Origin of the sequence: Xanthomonas arboricola pv. guizotiae, from assembly GCF_002940205.1 — a bacterium.
GTDB lineage: Bacteria > Pseudomonadota > Gammaproteobacteria > Xanthomonadales > Xanthomonadaceae > Xanthomonas > Xanthomonas arboricola_C.
The window spans coordinates 64,185-85,286 of the sequence record NZ_MDSK01000022.1 but is presented as its reverse complement, the minus strand read 5'-3'; the positions used below and the strand labels follow the sequence as shown (position 1 = coordinate 85,286).

General features: G+C 66.6%; 17 protein-coding genes. 4 read left to right on the top strand and 13 right to left on the bottom strand.

All coding sequences use genetic code 11. The features are described from left to right. Positions 1–424: 424 nt before the first annotated feature. The 4 genes from XarbCFBP7408_RS14255 (at position 425) to wecB (ending at position 5,350) form a co-directional block, all read left to right on the top strand. On the top strand, positions 425–1,567 hold the full coding sequence (locus XarbCFBP7408_RS14255; RefSeq protein WP_104563511.1) for a glycosyltransferase family 4 protein: 1,143 nt from the start codon (positions 425–427) through the stop codon (positions 1,565–1,567). A gap of 59 nt (positions 1,568–1,626) precedes the next feature. Next, positions 1,627–2,736 carry a glycosyltransferase gene (locus tag XarbCFBP7408_RS14250; RefSeq protein ID WP_181106635.1) on the top strand — a complete coding sequence of 370 codons (1,110 nt, stop codon included), beginning with the start codon at positions 1,627–1,629 and terminating at the stop codon, positions 2,734–2,736. Positions 2,737–2,802: 66 nt separating this feature from the next. Continuing rightward, on the top strand, positions 2,803–4,212 hold the full coding sequence (locus XarbCFBP7408_RS14245; RefSeq protein WP_104563509.1) for an undecaprenyl-phosphate glucose phosphotransferase: 1,410 nt from the start codon (positions 2,803–2,805) through the stop codon (positions 4,210–4,212). A gap of 19 nt (positions 4,213–4,231) precedes the next feature. Further along, on the top strand, positions 4,232–5,350 hold the full coding sequence (gene wecB, locus XarbCFBP7408_RS14240) for a non-hydrolyzing UDP-N-acetylglucosamine 2-epimerase (RefSeq protein ID WP_104563508.1): 1,119 nt from the start codon (positions 4,232–4,234) through the stop codon (positions 5,348–5,350). A 224-nt stretch (positions 5,351–5,574) separates the two neighbouring features. Here the strand turns inward: wecB and XarbCFBP7408_RS14235 are convergent, their stop codons facing one another. The 13 genes from XarbCFBP7408_RS14235 to XarbCFBP7408_RS14170 form a co-directional block, all read right to left on the bottom strand. Further along, positions 5,575–6,843 carry an O-antigen ligase family protein gene (locus XarbCFBP7408_RS14235; protein ID WP_104563507.1) on the bottom strand — a complete coding sequence of 423 codons (1,269 nt, stop codon included), beginning with the start codon at positions 6,841–6,843 and terminating at the stop codon, positions 5,575–5,577. Next, positions 6,840–7,550 (bottom strand): WecB/TagA/CpsF family glycosyltransferase, encoded by a 711-nt coding sequence (locus XarbCFBP7408_RS14230; RefSeq protein WP_104563506.1) that lies wholly within the window; start codon positions 7,548–7,550, stop codon positions 6,840–6,842. The genes XarbCFBP7408_RS14235 and XarbCFBP7408_RS14230 overlap by 4 nt, the downstream gene beginning before the upstream one ends. A 68-nt stretch (positions 7,551–7,618) precedes the next feature. Continuing rightward, positions 7,619–8,698 carry a glycosyltransferase family 4 protein gene (locus tag XarbCFBP7408_RS14225; protein WP_104563505.1) on the bottom strand — a complete coding sequence of 360 codons (1,080 nt, stop codon included), beginning with the start codon at positions 8,696–8,698 and terminating at the stop codon, positions 7,619–7,621. A 3-nt stretch (positions 8,699–8,701) separates the two neighbouring features. Continuing rightward, entirely contained in the window at positions 8,702–10,033 is a 1,332-nt protein-coding gene (locus tag XarbCFBP7408_RS14220; protein ID WP_104563504.1) for an O-antigen ligase family protein, read from the bottom strand. Then, complete coding sequence (locus XarbCFBP7408_RS14215) at positions 10,030–11,286, bottom strand: hypothetical protein (RefSeq protein ID WP_104563503.1); 1,257 nt, start codon at positions 11,284–11,286, stop codon at positions 10,030–10,032. The genes XarbCFBP7408_RS14220 and XarbCFBP7408_RS14215 overlap by 4 nt, the downstream gene beginning before the upstream one ends. Next, the gene (locus XarbCFBP7408_RS14210) at positions 11,273–12,265 is read right to left on the bottom strand and encodes a class I SAM-dependent methyltransferase (RefSeq protein WP_258072137.1); all 993 of its coding nucleotides are present in this window, start codon (positions 12,263–12,265) and stop codon (positions 11,273–11,275) included. Before XarbCFBP7408_RS14210 ends, XarbCFBP7408_RS14215 begins: the two co-directional genes overlap by 14 nt. Positions 12,266–12,287: 22 nt before the next feature. Continuing rightward, the gene (gene asnB, locus XarbCFBP7408_RS14205) at positions 12,288–14,129 is read right to left on the bottom strand and encodes an asparagine synthase (glutamine-hydrolyzing) (RefSeq protein ID WP_104563522.1); all 1,842 of its coding nucleotides are present in this window, start codon (positions 14,127–14,129) and stop codon (positions 12,288–12,290) included. A 52-nt stretch (positions 14,130–14,181) separates the two neighbouring features. Further along, positions 14,182–14,712 carry a hypothetical protein gene (locus tag XarbCFBP7408_RS14200; protein WP_258072136.1) on the bottom strand — a complete coding sequence of 177 codons (531 nt, stop codon included), beginning with the start codon at positions 14,710–14,712 and terminating at the stop codon, positions 14,182–14,184. Positions 14,713–15,058: 346 nt separating this feature from the next. Next, positions 15,059–16,015 carry an NAD-dependent epimerase/dehydratase family protein gene (locus XarbCFBP7408_RS14190; protein WP_104563501.1) on the bottom strand — a complete coding sequence of 319 codons (957 nt, stop codon included), beginning with the start codon at positions 16,013–16,015 and terminating at the stop codon, positions 15,059–15,061. After that, positions 16,012–17,283 (bottom strand): hypothetical protein, encoded by a 1,272-nt coding sequence (locus XarbCFBP7408_RS14185; protein WP_258072135.1) that lies wholly within the window; start codon positions 17,281–17,283, stop codon positions 16,012–16,014. Before XarbCFBP7408_RS14185 ends, XarbCFBP7408_RS14190 begins: the two co-directional genes overlap by 4 nt. An 88-nt stretch (positions 17,284–17,371) precedes the next feature. Next, complete coding sequence (locus XarbCFBP7408_RS14180; protein WP_258072134.1) at positions 17,372–18,604, bottom strand: lipopolysaccharide biosynthesis protein; 1,233 nt, start codon at positions 18,602–18,604, stop codon at positions 17,372–17,374. Next, a complete protein-coding gene (locus tag XarbCFBP7408_RS14175; RefSeq protein ID WP_104563499.1) occupies positions 18,604–20,346 on the bottom strand; it encodes an ABC transporter ATP-binding protein in 1,743 nt (580 codons plus the stop codon). Before XarbCFBP7408_RS14175 ends, XarbCFBP7408_RS14180 begins: the two co-directional genes overlap by 1 nt. Continuing rightward, complete coding sequence (locus tag XarbCFBP7408_RS14170; RefSeq protein WP_104563498.1) at positions 20,343–20,837, bottom strand: lasso peptide biosynthesis B2 protein; 495 nt, start codon at positions 20,835–20,837, stop codon at positions 20,343–20,345. Before XarbCFBP7408_RS14170 ends, XarbCFBP7408_RS14175 begins: the two co-directional genes overlap by 4 nt. Positions 20,838–21,102 lie beyond the last annotated feature (265 nt).

The window sequence follows — 21,102 nt, the reverse complement described above, 5'->3', positions numbered from 1 at the left end:
AGGTAAGCAATGTTCGATGAGGGCAAATTGTGCTGGCGTGATCTCCATGTCCAATAGTTTAACCTCCCCAGCCACTAGCGTTAACAGGACCTAGCTCGCTGCTTTGCGTATGCAGCGGATAACGAAAACGGGAGATGCTGACTTTGCGGCCTGCGACCGCCGGATGGGTCTCTCGCCTGACAGGCGCGCTCCCAGAGGGTGAAGATGTAGCGCGGCGTACATGGACTGACGTCACCGTGGCATGGAGGAGGGCTTGGGTCGCCGCGGTCTTCGGCAGCGGGTAGACTGAGAGGGTCGCCACGAGGAGCATGGAATGGGCCGATGCCGGTCGTTATATCCAGGTATCAATAAACAGCCGACGGCGCAGCGTGCCCTGGACAGCCGCGTCGTCGGCTGCCAACGGCCCTGATCGCTGCGACGCGCCGTGCACATCATCCTAGCTACCGAGTCGATTCGACACCCGCTGACCGGTGTCGGGCGTTATACGCAGGAACTGGCGGTGCACTTGGCCGCACTGCCGCAGATCGAGTCCTTGCAGTACCTGCATGGGAGACGCCTGCTGCAACAGCGACCGATTCCTGGGCCGGCATCGAACGTGACATCGTGGATGCGTGATCGTTTCTCGCGTATCGAAATCGCGACAGATGCGTATCGACGCATCAGCAATCTGGCCAAGGCGCGCGCGCTGCGCGGGCGGGGACCGGCGCTGTTTCATGGCTGCAATTACTACCTGCCGGCCTACGACGGTCCCAGCGTGGCGACCTTCCACGACATTTCGATCTATCGCTGGCCGCAATGCCACCGCGCAGATCGGGTGCGCTATATGCGCAAGGAGTTGGCGCTGGCGGTGCAGCGCGCGCAATTGATTCTGACGGTCTCGGAATTTTCGCGGCAGGAGATTGCTGCGCACTTTGCCTTGCCGCTCGAGCGTATTCGCGCCATCCCGCTGGCGGCAGATGCGGCGTTCCGGCCCCATGCTTGGGGCGAATTAGCGGCACCGCTGCAGGCGTTGGGCCTGCAGACCCAGGCGTATTGCCTGTGCGTGAGTACCATCGAACCGCGCAAGAACATCGACATCCTGTTGACGGCGTATGCGGCCTTGCCCACCGTAGTGCGTGCTCGCCACCCGCTGGTGATCGCCGGCCACGGCGGCTGGTCCAGCGAGGCGTTGCATGCGCGCATACGCAGCGCCGAACAGGCCGGTTGGCTGCGTTATCTCGGCTACGTCCCGCAAGACCGTCTGCCGGCATTGGTGGCGGGTGCCCGCCTGTTGGTGTTTCCATCGTTTTACGAAGGGTTCGGGCTGCCGGTGCTGGAGGCCATGGCGAGCGGTACGCCGGTGCTGTGCGCGTCGGCGTCGGCATTGCCGGAGGTGGCCGGCGATGCGGCAATGCTGTTCGATCCTGCCGACGTCAGCGGGTTGACCCTGGCGCTGGCACAAGGCATCGACGATGCCGCCTGGCGCGAAACCGCGCGCCAGGCGGGGTTGCAGCGCGCAGCCCAGTTCAGCTGGCAGCGTTGCGCCGCAGCGACGGCCGACGCATACCGCGACGTGTTGTCCGCTTGAGCCTTGCATCCCCGCCGCTACGGGTGTTGCAGGTCTACAAGACCAGCTTGCCGGAAACCATGGGCGGCACCGAACAGGTGATCCGCACGCTTGCCATGCAATCGCATCGGTACGCGGTGGACAGCGAGGTGGTGACCCTGTGCGCCGATGGGCGTCTAGCGGGCACCAGCATGCAGGGCCCCTACGCACTGCACCGCTTCCGACGCGACTTCGAAGTGGCGTCGATGCCGGTATCGCTGCGCTTGTTGCGCCGGTTCGCAGGTCTGGCCCGTCGCTTCGATCTGATCCATTACCACTTTCCATGGCCGTTCATGGATGTCCTGCATCTGGCGGGCGCGGTTCGCACGCCTTCGGTGCTGACCTACCACGCCGACATCGTGCGACAACGCCGTTTATTGCGTTTGTATCGGCCGCTGCAACGGCGCTTTCTCGAGCGCGTGGATCATATTGTCGCGACGTCGCCCAATTACCGCGCCACCAGTCCGGTCCTGGCCGACTTTCAAGCCAAGCTGAGCGTGATACCGATCGGACTGGACCTCTCCATTCACCACACGCCGGATGCCGAACGCGCGCAGGCCTGGCGCACGCGCCTGGGCCCACGGTTTTTTCTGTTCGTCGGGGTCCTGCGCTACTACAAGGGTCTGCAATACCTGCTGCAGGCGGTCCGCCAGACGCAGATCCCGGTGGCCATCGTTGGCGACGGGCCGGAAGGCGCGCGCCTGCGCCAGCAGGCGCGGCAGCTCGGCCTGACCCACGTTCACTTTTTGGGCGTGCTGGACGATGCCGACAAGCATGCTTTGCTGTCACTGTGCGAGGGGCTGGTATTTCCATCGCATCTGCGAGCCGAGGCGTTCGGCATCACCTTGCTGGAAGCGGCGATGCATGCCAAGCCCATGATCTCCTGCGAAATCGGCACCGGGACCAGCTTTGTGAACGTGGCCGGACGCACCGGCCTGGTGGTGGCGCCGGAAGATCCGGTGGCCTTACGCGATGCAATGGGTTATCTATGGAACCATCCGCAGGTGGCCAACGCATTGGGGCAGGAGGCGTTGAGCCGTTATCGGCAGTACTTCACCGGCGCGGCGATGGTGCGTTCCTATGCCACGCTCTATCGCCAGGTCCACGGTGCCGCTGGCGGAGCTGCCACTCTTGGAGGAAACCAGGGATGAAGGGAAAGGAATGCTGATCAATCCATGTGCAGGCGCGCAGCCCTACTGCCGGGCTGCGGTTGGCGGATGAGTTCGCTCGATCCACTGTTGCCGCGTGTGGCCCTCGTGCCCAGGCGATCGGGCGATCTGCTCGGGTCGGTCCCCAGCCTGGTGAAGGTCGCCGATATGGGCGTGGTGGTCGGCAGCGGGTTGTTTGCCTATGCCATGCGCGTCGGGCAACCGGCATTGCCCGAAGCGCCCCGCTATACGTATGCGTTACTCGCCGCCGCGGCGCTGACGCTGCTGGTGTTCGGCCGCCTGTCGCTTTATCGCCAAGGACCGCATGTGGCCTTGACGATGGTAGCCGGCCGCGTGTTGACGGGGTGGGCAATCGTGCTGAGCACGTTGATGTCGATCGGCTTTCTGAGCGCAACCGGTGCGGGTTTCTCCCGCCTGTGGTTTCTGTATTGGGCCGGATGCGGTGGCGCCGGTTTGCTGTGCGTACGCTATGCAATGAAGGGCGCGCTTGCCTGGTTGCATTCTCACGAGATCGGACGCCGACGCATCGCCCTGCTCGGTCCGCCCGAATGCAGCGACATCTTGGCGAAAAGTATCCAGCGGCAACCATGCCCGGGGATCGAACTGCTGCAGGTACCGATGGACCTGGCGCTTGGCGGCACCGCCGGATTGTCGTCCTGGCTGGAAGACCAGCATGTCGGCGAAGTGTGGGTGACCTGGCCGATGCGCGAGGAAGCGCGACTTCGCCACAGCGTCGCGCAACTGGATGCCTGCTGCGTGGACGCCTGCTGGATTCCCGACCTGTTCGCATGTCGTCCAGGGCAATCCTGCCTGGAAGAGATGAGCCGCCCGCCGATGCTGGCGTTGTCGGTCCGCCCGCTGACGGGCCTGTCGCGCGCGCTGAAGGAAGCGACCGAGCGTGTGCTGGCGTCCGTCATCGTGGTGGCGAGTGCACCGCTCATGCTGGCCCTGGCCGCAGGCGTGAAGCTCTCCGGCCCCGGACCGGTCTTGTTTCGGCAGACGCGGCAGGGCTGGGACGGACGTCCGTTCGAATTATGGAAGTTCCGCAGCATGCAGGTACACGATGCGGCAACCGCCGCCTCGCAGACCAGCCGGGGCGATCAACGGGTCACGCGCTTCGGCGCGTTCCTGCGGCGCACCAGCCTCGACGAATTGCCGCAGTTTCTCAACGTGCTGCAGGGAGACATGGCCATCGTCGGGCCGCGGCCGCATGCGCTGGCGCACAACGCGCAATATCAGGAATTGGTGCCGAACTATCTTCAACGCCAGCGGGTCAAGCCGGGCATCACCGGCTGGGCGCAGGTCAATGGCCTGCGCGGTGAGACCGACACGGTGGAAAAGATGCACCGCCGTGTTCAACACGATCTCGCCTACATCCAGCACTGGTCGCTGTGGCTGGATCTGAGCATCATCGCGCAGACCTGCGTGATCGTTCTGTTCGACCGCGATGCCTACTGAACTCGGATCGGGAAGTCCCATGCACATCACCTATGTTCTTGGCACGCGCCCGGAAATCATCAAGCTGGCATCGCTGATCGCCGCAAGCCTGCGCGATGGGCTGCATTTTTCGATCGTCCATACCAACCAGCATTACGACGAGGCGATGGACCGGGTGTTCTTCGACGAGTTGGGTTTGCCCCCGGCCGTTTACAATCTTGGCGTGGGTTCGGCGCCGCACGGCGTACAGATCGGACGCATGTTGTGCGGCATCGAGCCGGTGCTGGCGACGCTACAGCCGGATGTGGTGGTGGTACAGGGCGACACCAACAGCGCCCTGGCCGGTGCCATGGCGGCCAACAAGCTGGAGATCGCCGTGGCCCATGTCGAGGCGGGCCTACGCAGTCGCGACCGCAGCATGCCCGAAGAAGTCAATCGCGTTCTGATCGACCACCTGTCCGATTACCTGTTCTGTCCCACCGCACTGCAGGCGCAGATCCTGCGCGATGAAGGCCTGACCGGCGCACGCATCCGCATCACCGGCAATACCGTCGCCGATGCGACCCTGGCGCATGCCCAGACTGCGCTGCGCCGCTCGACCATCCTGCAACGGCTGGGGCTGCACGAAGGCGGCTATCACCTGCTCACCTGCCATCGCCGTTCCAATACCGAAGATCCCGCCCATTTTGCCGCGCTGATGCAGGCGGTCAGCTCGATCTCCGAAGAGCAGGGGTTGCCGCTGGTGTTCCCGATGCACCCGCGCCTGGATGCACTGGGGAGCGCGGCGGCTGCGCGGCATCGCGTGCTGCGGGCGATCGGTCCGGTGGGGTACCTGGACATGCTGGCGCTCCAGCAAGGCGCGGCGTTGATCATGACCGACAGTGGCGGGATCCAGGAGGAAGCCTGCATCCTGCAGCGCAAATGTCTGGTGCTGCGCACCAACACCGAGCGACCGGAAACCCTGCAGATCGGTGGGGCGGAACTGCCCGACGGCCTTGACCAGGACGCGCTGCGGTCAGCCGCCGATCGCTTGCTGGCGCGCTCGGTGGCGTGGCGCAATCCATTCGGCGATGGCCATGCGTTCCGCTGCATCCTCGATACGCTGTTGGCCAGGGACGAACGCGCCAGCGCACAGCAGCCACGCCTGCAGCACGCCTAGGCAGCCGCAGACGAAGTGCTTGAGCGCGCCGGCCGCGTGCACCAACGCCGCCTCGCTCGGCGGGCGGCGACCTGCGCTGAGCCTGCGCGCGTTCCCGGGACCGAGCGCGCACGCGTGCGCAGGCACCATGCATCGTCGACGGGATCCGCCCGCTGCGCAGGGGCGGGATGGCTGGGCTGCTTCATGCCGGTACGGTACGCCAACTGCCGAGCGCCGATGCGGCCTCAGTGAATCCCAGACCGCGCTCCCTTGCCGAGCGTGACATGCCGGGCATACAGCAGCGCCACCGCCAAGGCCGCATGCAGGGAAAAGGGATAGAACAGCGGATAGAAGTCGAACACGTTCAAGCCCAGCAGGAACAGCAGCCAGATCAGCGCCCAGCCACGTTCGGCAGGGTTGCGCAGCAACGGCGCCCACAGCGCCCCCAACAGGCAAAGGCACGCAACCAGCCCGCACAGCCCGGTTTCCGACAACACCGCCAGCAGGGCATTGTGTGCGTGCAGCTCGCCGCGATCGAAGCGACCACCGGTGTAATCGGGAACCAGAAACTGGAAAACACCGGCGCCTAGCCCGAACCAGGGATGCGTGCGCCATGCCTCGATCGCGCCGGACCACAGGTAGGTTCGCCCCAACGAAAATGCGGTCAGCGGGCTTTCGTGGACTGCGCTGGTCATCTCCGCGTAGCGCTGCCAAAGCACGAAGCCGGCAACGGCCAGCAGGCCGAGCAAGGCGGCCAAGACCGCGCGGCGGCCAGGGCGTGCGCCATTGCGGCGCGACCAGGCCCACCAGAGGATCAATGCGGCCACCGGCAGCAACGGGTTACGAACTTCACTCAACGCCAGCGCTGCGATCGTCGCCAGCACTGCTGCGGCAAGCTGCCCGCGCCCAACCTCGTGCCGCTGATACAACTGGATCGTGAGCAACGCAACGATGACGGCCGTTGCCGCCAGCAACGCCGGATGGTCGTACATGCCCGACACCCGTGGCAGATATTTGAAGCTGTCCTGCGCATGGAAGGCCAGCGATAGCGTCAGTGCCGGCGACCACTGTAGCCGTACCGCCATGCCCAACACCAGATTGATCCACACCGCGATCAACGCCGCCAGCGTCGCCGCGCGCGGCCACTGCGGCCACGCCACCGCCAGATTCAATAAGGCCCATAGCCACAGCAAGGCAGTGGCATAGCGCACGGCGTACTTGAATGCCAAGGCCGAGTGCTCGGACGCCAGCACCGACGCTGCCAGCGCAGTCATACACAGCAGAATCGACAGCAATGGCCAGCGCAGGCATGCCGGAACGCCGTGCCGCCATAACGCCCATGCACTCAGGCCAAGCGCAACGCCACGGATGGCCATCGATCCCAGCGACAGACCGACCCCAAAGTAGCGGCCGGTCAACACCACTTGCTGCAGACAGAACAGCAGGTAGAGGCCCAGGCACACGGCCACCAGCCCCGTCTGCGCAGGCTGGCGCGCAGGCGCCCCAGCGGTCATGTGGGCCAGGTCGTCAGCGCCTGCGCGCGGTAGCGTCGGCTGAGGCGGGCGCGCAGCAACAGCAGCAGGTACGCCGCATTGGTGCGCAGATAGCGCCAGGCCAGCCGGCGGGGTTCCAGCGCGAGCCGGAACAGCCACTCCATGCCGCAGCGCTGCATCAACCGCGGCGCGCGCGGCAACATGCCCGACAGCACATCGAACGAACCGCCCACGCCCATCGCCACCGGCACGCCCAGGGTCTGCCAGTGTTTCTCCAGCAGCAGTTCCTTCTTCGGCGAACTGATGCCGATGAAGAGATAGCGTGCACCCGAGTGGCGAATTGCCGCGATCACCGCGTCCTCCTCGGCGTCGCTGAAATAACCATCGCGCATGCCGGCAATGTGCAGACCGGGCCAGTGCGTGCACAGGCGTTCTGCCGCGGCCGCGACCACCGCCGGGCGCGCACCGAGCAGATAGACCCCTGCACCGCTGCGGGCGGCCTGGCCGCACATGTCCTGCATCAGGTCGATGCCGGCCCTGCGCGGCGGCACGTCCACCCCGAACCAACGCAAGCCCAGGCTGATGCCGGCGCCATCAATGTGCACCACTTCGGCCTGTTCCAGCGCCTGGCGCAGCGACAGCTGGGCGCGCGCATCGATCAGTTTGGCAACGTTCAAGCCCTCCACCCGGATCGGCGCGCCGCCCTCGGCGGCGTGCTGCGCACGCAAGAGAATCTGGTCCGTGGGGAGGAGGTCCAACGGACATCCGAAAAAGGACAGGCGAGCCGGCGGTGTGGTCAAGTTGCGGGTTCCTTTACGACCTGAGCATCGTACAGTGACAGCACCTGCGCTCGCAGGCCCTCCCAGGTGAAGTCTGCCCGGACACGCGCGATGCGCTCCGGCCCAATCCGCTGCTGTCGTTGCACGCGAATGCATCCCGCCAACGCGGCGCTGTTGCCGAGCCGGTGCAAGGCCGCCTGCAGGCCGATCTGGGCCAGGATCGAGCGATTGCCGGGAATGTCGCTGGCAACCACCGGACACCCATGCAGCAGCATTTCGATCAAGACGGTCGGCATGCCCTCCACTGCCGATGGCAACACGAAGACATCGGCCTGTGCGGCCATCGCTGCAACCTCGGCATCGCTGACGAAGCCATGGAAGTGCACGCGCGCAGCAACCCCCAACGCCACGGCGCAGGCTTCCAGGCGTGCCCGATCCGGGCCACGTCCGACCACGTGCAACACGGCAGCGTCCATATTCGGCTGGGTGAGGGCTGCGATCGCATCCTGTAGCCGTTTGACCGCGTCCAGGCGGCCGACCGACAGCAGCGCCGGAGCACCGAGCAACGGTTGCCGTGACGTCGCGGGCAGGCACTGCTCGGCGGCGAGCACGGCATTGGGCAGCAGCAAGGCGCGCTTGGGCGGCAGCCGACGCTGTGAGAGGTATTGCTGCCAATACGCGGACAGCAGCACGGTGGGTTGTGCGCTTCGCAGCAGCGGCTTCTCGATCAAGCGATCCCAGCACCACTTGCGCGCGCGCTTGCTCGCTGCAAGATCGTCATCGTAATAACAATGCGGTGTATAGATCACACGCTTGCCGCGCAGCCGGGCAAGCGCACCGGCGATCGCGGCGATTGGCGTGCGCGCACCGTGCACGTGCACTACATCGGCCCAGCCGACGTGATGCCAGAGCTGCGATGCGGTAGCGCGGACCACCGTATAGCCGTGTGGCGAGATGCCGTCATCGGCCAACGGGGCCACGATCCGCACCGTATGCCCGGCATCGGCAAGGGTCACTGCCAGCCCATGGATGTGCCGCGCCACCCCGCCGCCGCCGCTGTGCGGCGCGAAATCCTTGTAAACGTGCAGGATGCGCATCGCTCAGCCTGCGGCCATGCTGGCGGCAGGCGCGGTATCGTCCCTGCGTGTACGTGCGATCGCTCGTGAGGTTGGCAGCGGACATTGGCAATGACGCAACGCGCCGCCGAGTAGCAACCAGAACCCCCCAGCGCCAGACACGGTCATTGCGTTGTCGGAAGAGATCAAGGTTGTCGCCATGCCGCACAACAGCCAGAACATCGCCAATGCCAGGTGATCGTCGCGTTGGCGATAGGCACGCCACAACGCATGCAGGCTCCAGCCGACAAACGCCAGAAACAGCAGGGCCGCCGGCAACCCCATCTGGTATGCGATGGTAAAGATGGCACCTTCGCCACCGCCCAGATCGGTCAGCGCCTGACGCGCAGCCACCGCTCCCTGGCGGCCTAGCCCACCGCCCCACAGCATGACTTGGTGCAGGTCGGCCAGATTGCGCTGCAGCGCGTGCCAGTGGCCGATGGTGGAGCCGTCGCGGAAGTTCACCGACGTCACCACGATGCCGTAGGAGGCGGCCGCCAGCATCAACGCGATACCGCCCACCAGCAGCAGCCGCGCCAGAGGCGATCGCACCAGACCGCGTGCGCTGACCAGGTAGCCCAGCACTCCGACGATGCCGGCCAGCATGGCGCCCCGCGTGCCCGACATCCACACGCCCACCAGCAACCCCAGGCACGTAAGCAGGGCGCGCCACGGCCAGCGTCGCTGCCACAGGCCCAGTGCGGTCAGTGCCGCGGTGATCAGGAACTGGCCCTGCGCCAAGGGCGCTGCCACCAGTCCACCGGCCCGGCGCGTGTAGTTTTCGCCGCCGAAGAAGTTCCATGGCAGCCCGGTGTCCGGGTCGGTGTCCTTGGGAAGCACGCCTTTCACCTGCGCCAGGTAGTCCGGCAAGCGTACGGTCCGCACCCAAAAATCGGTATGCGCCAGGTCCCATGCACCGAACAAAGCGCTGACGATGCCCAACCAGACCAGCCAGCGCGCCCCCTGCCTGAAATCGTGTGGATGCGGCATGCACCAATACCCGGCAAGCACCAGCAGCATGGGCAGCAGCAATGTTCCAAGCGAGCCGACGACCACGCCGGCCGGTAACCCATGTGCGTATCCAATCGGCGCGTATGCGAGTGCGATCAGCCCGAACATCAGGATCATTGCCAGCAACGCACGCGGCATGCGCACCGTCAGCAGTGCAATGCCGGCCAGCACGATGAGCGTGGCATCGCGCATCGGCCGCAACAGGGCAGCCGCCGGCAGCGCCCCGCCATGGTAAAGCCATGCCACCAGCAGATCGCCCAGGTGGATCGCCAGCAGCACTGCCAGCAGCAGGTAGGCGCGCTTCATGGTGTCGCTTCCAGGCGTTGCGACCATCGCGCATCGGCAGCGAAGGTCTGCTGCAGCCAGTGCCGTTGCTGCGCGGCAAATCGCGTGCGCGCGCCCGCGTCGCTGCGCAGCGCCTGCACCAGTGCAGACAGCGCGTCGGCATCGGCGACCTGATGTGCGGGCCGCCCGACCGCCAAGGCATCGTGGGACGCGGACGCGGGCCATGCCATGCCGATCACGTAGTGACCGCGGCAGGCGGCTTGCAGCAGCGCGGTGGAACAAAATCCCACCACCAACGCCGGACGCACATCCGCCTCCAGGATCGCGTGCGGGGGAGGCTGGCAGCGCTGTTGCAGTGCCGGCTCTGCATACGGATGGCTGCCGCGCACTTCCTCCGGGTGCAGCAGGATGCGCACGGCCACACCGTCTGTCTCCAGCGCCGGCAGCGCCTGCGCCAAGGCCAACAACTGCGCGGCAAGGGTGGGTCCATAAATCGGTGTGTGGCTCTGCGACATCAGATACAGCGCGGTTGGCACCGTTGCGGTATCGAGATCGGTCAACGCCCTCGTTGGCCCGTAGCCGATGGCGGCAGGTGCGACGCCGTGCTTGCGGTAGACCTGCGCACTGCTAGGCCCCCACAGCAGATGGTGCCGGGCCCGAACCGGGAAGAACTCGTCGGTTGGCAGACCATGCTGGACGCAGACGCTCCGCCAGCCGTCGCCGGCAGCGTGCAATGCCGCCGCCGCATACATGTCGAAGTCGTTGTGCAGCAGCAGTGTGGCTCCGGCGGGCGCGGCGCCCAGCGTGCGTTGCCATGCACCGTGCCACAGGCGCTGGCGCAAGACGCTGGCGCGCACGATCCAGAGCGAAGCGACCGCCGGCCCGGACGGCGTGCGGCGCAGGGCCAGGGCGCGCAAAGCCGCACGCCAGCTGTCCCAGGTTGGACGTGCGGGCAGCTGTCCCTCGACGCTGCCGCGCAGGCGCGGATGGATCAGCACCGTGCATGCCGCGCCCTGCCGCTGCAGATCGGCCAGGTATGGCGCCAGTGCGCCCCAGCCGTTGCTGCCCGGCAGGGTTGCCAGCGCCGTCCACGTGGACAGCACGGGCGGGCGTTGCGGCAGCCGCAGGCACAGCCATGCATCGCGTAGGACGGCCAGAGCGGCACGCAGCCCTGCGCCGCGTCGGCGGGTCAGGAAGTAGATCTCATGGCGTACCGCGGCCGCCTCCGCGCCGAATTGGGCATGTACGGCTTGCTGGAAGTCAGCGAAGTCCATCGTGCACCTGGTCTTTGCGCAGCTGGCGGTAGCCACGCCAGCGCTGCAGTTCACCGAACAGACCTCTGCCGAGCACCCGGATCAGGCCGTGCTTGAGCCGCCGCTGCAGCCGGTCCCGCCGGCTCCACCGGACCATGTCCAGCCGCGCGTCGACCGCGTCGACCTCGTGCGCGTCAACCAGCTCCAGCGGTGTCGCGGCGCGCGGTTGCGCAGGCTGCCGCAACTGCAGCCAGATGTTTCCAGCCAACACACCGCGATCGGAATACGGACCGCAGGACACGACCTCCAGGCCTGCCGCATTGGCCAGCCGTCGTAGCAACGGCGCCGAAAAATAGCTTAGATGGGCCGGGTGGACATAGTTGCGCGAACGCCATCCACTCATCAGGTCCGGGACCTCGATCCACGCCTGTCCCTCGGGAACGAGGATGCGCGCCAGCGACGACAGGAACGCGCGCGGGTCGGTCAAGTGCTCAAGCACATGGAAGGCGACCACGGCCTCGAACTCTCCGTCGGCCAGCGTGTCCAGCGCAGGCAGGAAGGTCACCGCCGCGCCATCCAGCAAGACGTGGCGATGGGTCACATCCGGCTCGCACGCCGACAGGCGCAGGTCTGGTCGCATGGCGGCAGCGGCGCCAAGAAAGGCACCGAAACCCGAACCCACCTCCAACACCCTGGCTGCAGGTGCAAGCGCGGGCGCGATCCGCTGTAGCCGGTTGTGCGCGATCCAGCGGTCGCCGCGCCACGCAAAGAAGCGCCGCTGGCTACCCCACGGGATTTCGGCGGGAAACAGCTGCCGATAATCGTGGGCATAGAAGTGCTGTAGCGCCGCTTCGGTGAGGTCAGGCGCCAGATACACCGCCGCGCACGCACCGCAGCGGCGCAGCTCCTGACCAGTCCCTACATAGACTTCTGCCCACACCGTGCGTTGCGCTTGCGTGCCGCCGCAACAGCGGCAATGCCCATGGTCGGGCGTCCACAACTCCAGCGATGTCGGCGGCGCGCTACGCATAGACGCTCCGATACCACAGCGCGACCGAGACCGCGAACCACACCGTGCTGTGCGACCGTCCGCTGGCCAGCTCCTTGCGAAGCCGTGCGACATCCAGCAGCTCGTTCACGCCCGCAGGCAAGGTCGCCAACGCGTGCTGCAACGGCATGCGGTCGACCAGAAACTGTTCGGCATGTCCAAAGCCGGTGCTCTTGCGTTGTGTGGTCACGCGTGCCGGCAAGCGGTCGGCGAACGCGTGTCGCAACATGGCCTTGCCATGGTAGTCGCCCATCCGCTGCAGTGCCGGCGTCGACAACGCGCGTTCGACAACGCGATAGTCCAGGAATGGCGCGCGCACCTCGATGCCGGCGGACATGCTGTTGCGGTCGGTCATGCGCAACACCATCGGCAGGTTGGTCGAGAGCACGTCGCGACGCAAACGCGCCTCGATATCGGCGCGGCGATCGACCTGCAACGACTGCAGCCGGGCGGCCTGGTCGTGCCACAGCGCCGAGGACATGCAGGCCACGCTCGGCCGCTGCCGGCGCAGCAGTGCGCCCAGCGCGCCGGCTGGCAGATCCCATGCAAGACGATTGAGCAGCAGACGCGGGTCCACCGCGCCGGTGGACAGCAGCCGGAGGGCGGTCGGCAGTCGTGCCTGGTGCAGCGCACTGCGCGCGCTCAAAGCCAGGTACAGGCGCACGTACCCACCGAACAGCTCATCGGCGCCTTCACCATTGAGCACCACCTTGTAACCGGCGGCGCGGATGGCGCGATACATACGGAAACTGGCGAGTATCGACGGCGTACAGAACGGCTCTTCCTGCGCCGCCACCAATGCCAGCAGTTCCTCCTCGTCCGGAATCGCGCGGGCGCGATGCACGAAGTGGCGCTCGCTCTGCCCCAGCGTTTGCATCAAGCTCGCTGCGGCCTCGGTTTCGTCGAAGCCGGCCTGCTCGGTGTCGTCGTAGCCATAGGTGAAGGCGCCGGCGAAACAGGTGCGTGGCAGCGCACCGGCCTGCACGCTCAGGGTGGTCAGGATTGAACTGTCCAACCCGCCCGACAGCAGTGACACCGTGGGCGCATCCGAGCGCAAACGCAGGCGGGTGGAGTCTTCGAGCAGCTCCATAGTGGCCTGCGCGTCCAGCGGAGCAACTGCACCGGGCAGCGGCCACTGGTGGTACGGCATGCGCCGGCTATGGCCGGCTGGCGACACCCGATACAGCCAGCCGGGAGGAACCGCGCGGATGCCGGCATAAAAGGTGTCGCTGGTGTGGTCGGAGAGACCAGTAACCAGGAAATCGAACACCGCGGCAGGATTGGGTGGCGGGTAGCCCCCCAGGCTGGCAACGATGGCGCGGATCTCGCTGGCCAGCACCAGCTGCCGCCCGTCGTGGTGCAGGTACAAGGGTTTGACGCCCAGCCGGTCGCGGCAATAGATCAGATCGCCACTTGCCTGCTCCAGCAGCACCAGCGCCCACATGCCGTTGCAGCGGGGAAACAGCCCCTCGCCCCATGCGCGCCAGCCATGCAGGATCACCTCGGTATCGCTGCCGGTGCGGAACCGGTGGCCCAGCGCCTCCAGTTCCTCGCGCAACTCGAGAAAATTGTAGATCTCGCCATTGAAAACCACCACGTTGCCGGTCTCGGCGCAGCGCATCGGCTGGGTGGCGGCATCGGTCAGGTCCAGGATCGCCAGGCGACGGTGGCCTAGCGCCGTCGGCACTGGCTGCTCCAGGCACAGCAGACCCTGCGCGTCCGGGCCGCGACGGGACAAGGCGTCCAGCGCGCGCTCGGCCAGCGCCTGCAACGGCGTCTCCGCCACGAAGCTACGCAGCGCAACTATGCCGCACATGCTGGCCTCCGCTTCCGGCGGCAGGGCATCGCCAACACGCTGCAACCAGGCATCACGCGCGGACCGGCAGCGTGGCGTGCAGCAGGCTGCGGCGCTGCCACACCGTCCACGCCACCGGCACCAGCAGCAGCGCCGCGTGGCCACCGACGTTCAAGCGCAGCCCACACAAGTGCAGACTCGCCGCCGCCATGGCCAGCACGCACGAGAATCGCAGCCATAGCAGCCACTGTGGCGCGTGCGCCGCCGCTGCGGCGACCTGCAGGAGCGCGCTGTAGGGCGCGCCGCCCATAGCAATGGAACCAGCGTCGCTTCGCGGTGGCGTCCGACCAACAAGGCCGCCAGCACGCTGCTGAGCAGTGTCGTCGCACCTGCGGCCAGTACCGGCGTGACCCATGGCAGCCACGCGCGCGCGACTGTTGCCGCGATAGACGCCGAATTCGTAATAGTCGCCAGTCAGCTGCGTGGCATGCGTATAGGCCCATGCACGAAACAGCGCGCCGAGCGCATCGTTACGGTGCAGGTTCGCTCCGACGCGCAATCGACGGTAGGCGAGCTTGAGGCGTTCAATGGTCGTCACAGACAAGCCAGACCCCCTCGCAGGAACGGGGAATACCGCAGTCGGAGTATCCGGGCTGGGGATGCACTAACGCAATTGCAGGCCGCACTCCCCATGAAGACAATCGCTCGCGTTTGGCCAGCGCCAGAGCTCAATGCGACGCAGCGCATATCCGGCAGTGAATGTCTGGTCGGTGTGGCGCCGGATTCACGCACTGAGCAGACCCATCTCGAGATGGGCGCGTGGTGCCATTGCCGCAATCGTTCAACCTGCGATGGCACGGCGCAGTGATGTCGCACGACAACGCGGGCTGTTTGCACCGCAGGCGTTGCGATCAGCGTGGCAGCGGGCGATGTGATTGCATCGCGCAGGCTCACGCGTGTTGCCCGGCAGTGGGCGCATCGGTGGCTTCCAACACGCGCTGCAGTGCCTCGCGCAGACTCCAGCGCGCCCGCCACCCCAGCACGCGCGCCGCCTTATCCGGATTGCCCAACTGATGGAGACGGTCGATGCGCCGCTGACGTTGCGGGTCGACTTCCAGACGCGGCGATCGCCCCAGCACTGCGCCGATCTGCTGCACCAGTTCAGCAACCGAATGCTCAACGCCCGAGCACAGATTGAAGACATCGAAGGCCGGGTCCGGCCGCGCATCGTCGAGCAGTGCAATCAGCCCTGCCGCAGCGTCGTCTGCGTGGAGGTAGTCCCGGCACGGTTGCAGGTTGCCCAGGCGCAAGGTTGGCGTCGCGGCCGGATCGGCCGCCAGTTGCGCCAACACGTCCGGTATCAGGTGCGCATTGGGATCGTCATGGGCGATGGTGTTGAACAGACGCGCTGCGCGCCCGCTGCGGCCGGGCTCTGCGGTGCACCACAGCCGTAATTGGGACTCGTTGCAAAGTTTGGACAGCGCATAGTTATCGCGTGCCTCGGTCGCGCTGGCGTGCTCGTCCAGTGCGCTGTCGCCCCACGCGTAGACCGCGCCGCTGGAGGCGATGACCACCTGCCGCAGTGCCGCGTCGCCGGCTGCGTGCAGCACGCTCTCGGTGCCGACGACGTTGACCTGCAGGCAGCGCATGCGCTGCGTCTCGCAGGTGGGAATGTGGTGGAGGGCGGCCAGATGGATCAGCGCATCGGCGCGGAACGCACGCAACGCGGCGGCCACTGTCTCGCGCTCGCCCACGTCGGCGACGATTGCTGCATGCAGGCCTTGCGGAAAGGACATGCCGCTGGACAGATCATCCAGCCCTGCAACCGCATCGCCACGCCGCAACAACGCGCTCGCCACACGCCGCCCGATCATCCCGGCCGCGCCGGTGACCAGCACACGCTTCATCCATGCCCCAGCGGGCGCGGGTCGGTCGACCCGAGCAACAGCTGCCGCACGCGCTGCGGCAACCAGGCGAACAGGGGATCGGCATGTGCCGACCAGGGTGCGTGCCGGTCGCCATGGCGGCGTACGATGACATACATCGCCAATGCCAGCGACGAGACCAGCAACACCCCTAAGAAGACTGCCAGCCCAACCAGCGCCGGCCGGCGCGAGGGTACTGGCGCCGGTGACAACGCCGGGATGGCCCGGTAGCGCACCAGTTGCGCGCGCCAGCGCTGTTGCGACAGCGCCAAGTCTATTTCGCTGGCGACCTGCGACAGCGCCGAACCGGAGGGGGCGCCGTTTCCGAAGACGGCGCGTCGGCAGCTCTGTATCCAATCTGCCAGGGACGTGCCCAGATGCAGCGCTGGCGCGCGCTGGTCTACCCGTGCCAGGAAGCGCTGTTTGCCATCCAATTGTTCCAAGTCGCGTTCTACCTGACGCAACGTAGTCCGCGTCCCGGCGATGGTCGACTGCAGTGCGACGATCTGCGCCAGTGGCGAGAGATAGCGTCCGCCACCATCGCCTACCGACACGACCGTGTTGACCTCGTTGCGCCGCAGTTCCGGGTAGCGCTCCAGCAACCGCTGCATATCCGCGGACTGCCGCTCGTTCTGTTCGATCGCGAAACGCTGCTGTATCTGGGCGATCTGCAACTGCGAGCGTTGTTGGAGCGTCTGCTGGCGCAGGCTGTCCAGATAGTCACGCATCCCGGCCCACAGCACGACCTGGCGCACATGCTGCGCAATGGCGTCCAGCTGCTGGTTCGCAGCCGCATCGTCACGTGCGTACAACGACACTTCCAATCCCAGCGCGCCGACACTTTGGGGATCGATGTTGACCTGTTTGCGAATGTCATCGCGTTCGACCGCACTGCGGTAGGTCACGCGCGTGTCCCAGTAATTTCTGCGCAAGAAAGCCCGTTGCAGGCGCTCGCGCTGCTCGGTCGGCAAGTCGGTCATGCTGGCGAGCGAGGACGCCACCAACTGACGGTCGGCCAGCATGGGTTGCAGCTTGCGCCATTGTTCCAGGCTCATCTGCGGCGTTTCCAGTAGCGCAGTGAGCGCATACAGGGGGCGCATGACCACGAGCACGCCGGCCACTGCCCCAAACAGCAATGCCAGCGGAATCAGCAGGCGCCCGAACTGTTGGTAGAAGCGCAGCACTTCCAGCAGTAGATCGCCCAGGGAGACCTCGTCATGGCGTTCAGGGATCTCGTCTATACCCGGCATCAGATCTTCGCTTGGGTTCAAGGGGCATGGGAGCGCCATGCCGTACCGGCAGCACTGTGCCACAGCGATTGCAGCGGCGGCAACGCAGCTATGCGAGAGTGCGACCGCGCCCTGCAATGCGCAGCCCGCACCACAATGTGGCGGTCAGTACCGCCTCGGTGGCGATCACGGCGATGGCTGCGCCGTGCACACCGTAGTGGTGGGTGAGCAGCAGATTCAGCGCGATGTTGACCACCGCCGCGACACCGGCGCCGAGCACGTACCAACGCTGCTGGTCGCAGGCGATGGCGGCCTGGGTCAGCACGTAATTCGGCAGTACGAACACGAAGGCGGCAAACAACCAACCGAGCAGCTGCCCCGCCACCACGCGATAGGACGCTCCGTACAACACTTCCATTAGCCAGGTCCCGAGCCAGGCGCCGGTGGCCGCCAGCGCCAAACCCGCCGCGCCGGCCACCCATAGGGCACGGTCCTCAAGCCGGCGCGCGCGCTCGGCCTGCGCGCGTGCCAGGCGCAACTGGCGGAACAGCAGCAAGGCGGCCGGCATCGCCAGCAACAGCACGCCATCGAACACGCGATACGCGGCGGCATACTGGCCAACCTCGGCCGCTGGCACCATGTGCTGCAGGATCACCACGTCGCTACGACGGTACAGGCCGGTCGCGGTATCGATCCAGAAAAAGCCGGCGGCCGCGCGATATGCCAGCGGCTGTGGCCGCCAGAGCGGTCGATCGTGCAGGCCGCGCCCCAACCAGACGTAGGCCAGCAGCAGGCCACATGCCCAGGCAGCGAAGACCACGCCAGGGTCGTGGCCGAGCAGCAGCACTGCCGCCACCACCAGCACCGCGCTGAGGGCGCGCGCACCCGCCAGCCAGCCGGCATCGCGTTGCCATTGGCCTGCCGCCTTCAGTTGCGCCGACACCAGCTGGGTCAGAGTGACCGCGCCGAAGCACAGCACCGCCAAGACCAGTGCCGGATCGCTGCCGGCGTGCGTCGCTGCCAGGGTTGCGGCGACCAGCAGCAGCGTGGACCACAGCAGATGCCCGCGTGCCAGGCCCGGCAGCGCGCGCGCCATCGTCGCCGGGATGCCGGCCGCAACCCCTTCGCGCAGTACCAGGGTGCGCATGCCGGCATCCTGCAGCAGCGCCAGCAAGGTCGCCAGATTGAGCAGATAGGCGTAGCGACCGAAGCCGGCCGGGCCCATCCCGCGCGCCAGCCACACCGAGAGCGCCAGCGAGACCGCGGCGGTGAACAGGATCGACACCCACTGCGCCGACAAACCGCGCGCGAGGCCACGCCACGCAGGCGGCAGGCGAGGCATCACCGGGCGCCGATCCAGACCGGCCCCACTACCTGCCATGGGCCCTGCGCCACCAGCCGCCCATAATCCAGAACCAGCACGGTGTCGGCCTGTTCCAGCAAGGCCAGCCGATGGCCGATGAGCAGGACAGTCAGGTCACCATGCAGGTTCTGGACGGCGCTGCGAATGCGTGCCTCGTTGTCATGGTCCAGCGCGCTGGTCGCCTCGTCCAGGATCAGCAAGGCCGGACGTTGCAACAGGGCCCTGGCCAGTGCCAGGCGCTGCCGCTCTCCCCCGGACAACGGCATGCCGCCCTCGCCGACCGGCGTGTCCCAACCCTGTGGCAACGCATGGACGAACTGGGCGGCAGCCTGATCCAGCGCAGCGTACAACGCCTGTTCGCTTGCATCCGGACAAGCAATCAACAGGTTATTGCGCACGCTGTCGTTGAGCAGGAAGGCGTCCTGCGAGACATAGGCCACCGAGCGGCGCCAGGCCCGTCGCGCGGCCGCGTCCAGCATCACGCCGTCGATCTCCAACGTGCCCTGGTCGGGGCCAAGCAGGCCGCTCAGGACATCGGCCAGGGTGCTCTTGCCTGCACCGGAGGCGCCGACCACGGCGGTGGTGGTCCGTGCCGGCAGTCGTAACGACAGATCCTGCAGCGCGGGCGTATCGCGTCCGGCGTATTGGACCTGGACCGCAGATAGCGCAATCGACGTGGTCAGCTGGATCCGCGGCATCGTGTCAGGCAGGGGCGGCTCGGCCCAGGTCCGGCTCTCCTGTAGCCGGCGTTCGATCGCGCTGAACGCAGCTGCCGCATGCAGGCAGTACTGGCGTTGTTGTTGCACCGTGGTCAGCAGCGGTACCAGGCGCGCGAAAATGGCCACCAGCACGAGTAGCTCGGCCAACGCCATATGCAGGACCTGCAAGCCCAGGTAGACATAAAACGCCAACAGGATCGCGCCTGCGCTCTGCAGCCAGGCCTTGGAGACGCTCAAGCCGCGCGCAAAGCGCAGTTGCTGGTCGTGGATGGTGCCGGCGGTCTGTTCGAACGCAACCAGATACGCCGTTTCGGCACCGAGGATCTTGGCTAGCCGTAAACCGGACAGACGGTCGTGCAGACCTGCATGCAAGCGTTGGTTTGCCTCGGTCAGCTGGCATCCCAGCAGCGCCAGCCCGCGCCGCTGGCCGCCCACCAGCAGCAACGCAACACCGCTCAGCACCGCAACCAGCGCCAGCTTCCAGGACAACGCGAAGGCGGCGAGTAGATAGAGCACGGCGGTGATCGCCGAGGCAAACATCGCCAGAGCGTGTCCCAGCCCGATTTCAGCGCGGCCTACATCGCTCAGGATCAGGCTGGCATGGTCGCCAGCGCGCAGGCCCGCCAGCCAGCGCCACTGCGCACCGAGCAGGGCAGCGAAGCTACTCGTGCGCAGCCGCTTGCCCACGCCCTGCTGCAGTCGCGCCGCGCGCTGTTCGCGACCGAACTGGATCGCATTGCGTAGTAACAGCATCAGACAGAACAGCAGCAGCAAGGGAATCGGCGCGTTCGCCGGCAGGCCAAGTGCTGCCAGCAGGCGCAGCAGTTGGTGCGCCATTCCGATCGCAGCGCTAGCGCCTTGCATGGCACTCAGCAGCGGCACCAGCAGCAGCATGCCGATGCCTTCGGTAACCGCAGCCAGCACCATCAGCAGCGCCAGCCCGATGCAGCGGCCGCGCGGCGCCCACCGCAACAGGCCGGCAACAAAGCGCAGGACTGTCACCGGGCTTGCCGTGTGCGTGGCAGGAAGCAACCCACGCGAGTGAAGCGATCGGTCCCGTGTCCGCCGGTGACGTGCTGGCTGCCGGCCGATACCCAGGCATGCGCCTGTAGTGCGGATCCGTCTGCGCTACGCGCAACGCCCAGGCACAGCAAATGGGCGACCCGGAACAGGCCTAGCAGGCAACGCGCCGCCAACGCCTGCGCCAGGCAGTTGGATTCCCAGGGCGTGTGGCGTGCGGCCAGCCGCAGGGTGCGGCTGATCTGCAGGGCGCGACGTTGCGCACGTTCATCCAGGCGTGGCAACGCTGGCGGTACTGCCACTTGCTGGCCCACCCAGGGTGCCAGATGGCGAAAGCCCACCAACCGCACGGCGCCCCGCGCTGCACCCAGCAGCAGCCAGGCCGGCACCAGTAACAGCCGCTCGAAGCGAGGCAGGCGCGCGAAGGCGACCAGCCTGCGATGGAAGCCGCTGACAGCGCGGGAAACGCTCACGGGCAGCCCTCATCCCAGCTAGGGTGATCTTGCGCGGCAATCGACTCCACCGCCGCGATATGAGCATGGCGCACTCCCGCCAAGCAACGTTGTGGTGTCCGCATTCGTGACTGCAGGACCGAAGGAGGAAAGAGCATGGCGCAGGCACGTGTCGAGGGAAGGGCGGCAGACGCGATCGAGCTCATGCCATCACGCGGGCCCGAGCGGCTTCCCATGGCCGAGTGCCTTGCCGTGTCGGCTAGCCTAACAAACGTCAGACCGGGCG

What these genes read in the sequence shown, in the direction of transcription:
- XarbCFBP7408_RS14250 (WP_181106635.1), top strand. Translation starts at nt 1,627, where the DNA reads ATGGGCGGCACCGAACAGGTGATCCGCACGCTTGCCATGCAATCGCAT.
- XarbCFBP7408_RS14245 (WP_104563509.1), top strand. Translation starts at nt 2,803, where the DNA reads ATGAGTTCGCTCGATCCACTGTTGCCGCGTGTGGCCCTCGTGCCCAGG.
- wecB (WP_104563508.1), top strand. Translation starts at nt 4,232, where the DNA reads ATGCACATCACCTATGTTCTTGGCACGCGCCCGGAAATCATCAAGCTG.
- XarbCFBP7408_RS14235 (WP_104563507.1), bottom strand. Translation starts at nt 6,843, where the DNA reads ATGACCGCTGGGGCGCCTGCGCGCCAGCCTGCGCAGACGGGGCTGGTG.
- XarbCFBP7408_RS14225 (WP_104563505.1), bottom strand. Translation starts at nt 8,698, where the DNA reads ATGCGCATCCTGCACGTTTACAAGGATTTCGCGCCGCACAGCGGCGGC.
- XarbCFBP7408_RS14220 (WP_104563504.1), bottom strand. Translation starts at nt 10,033, where the DNA reads ATGAAGCGCGCCTACCTGCTGCTGGCAGTGCTGCTGGCGATCCACCTG.
- XarbCFBP7408_RS14215 (WP_104563503.1), bottom strand. Translation starts at nt 11,286, where the DNA reads ATGGACTTCGCTGACTTCCAGCAAGCCGTACATGCCCAATTCGGCGCG.
- asnB (WP_104563522.1), bottom strand. Translation starts at nt 14,129, where the DNA reads ATGTGCGGCATAGTTGCGCTGCGTAGCTTCGTGGCGGAGACGCCGTTG.
- XarbCFBP7408_RS14190 (WP_104563501.1), bottom strand. Translation starts at nt 16,015, where the DNA reads ATGAAGCGTGTGCTGGTCACCGGCGCGGCCGGGATGATCGGGCGGCGT.
- XarbCFBP7408_RS14185 (WP_258072135.1), bottom strand. Translation starts at nt 17,283, where the DNA reads ATGCCGGGTATAGACGAGATCCCTGAACGCCATGACGAGGTCTCCCTG.
- XarbCFBP7408_RS14180 (WP_258072134.1), bottom strand. Translation starts at nt 18,604, where the DNA reads ATGCCTCGCCTGCCGCCTGCGTGGCGTGGCCTCGCGCGCGGTTTGTCG.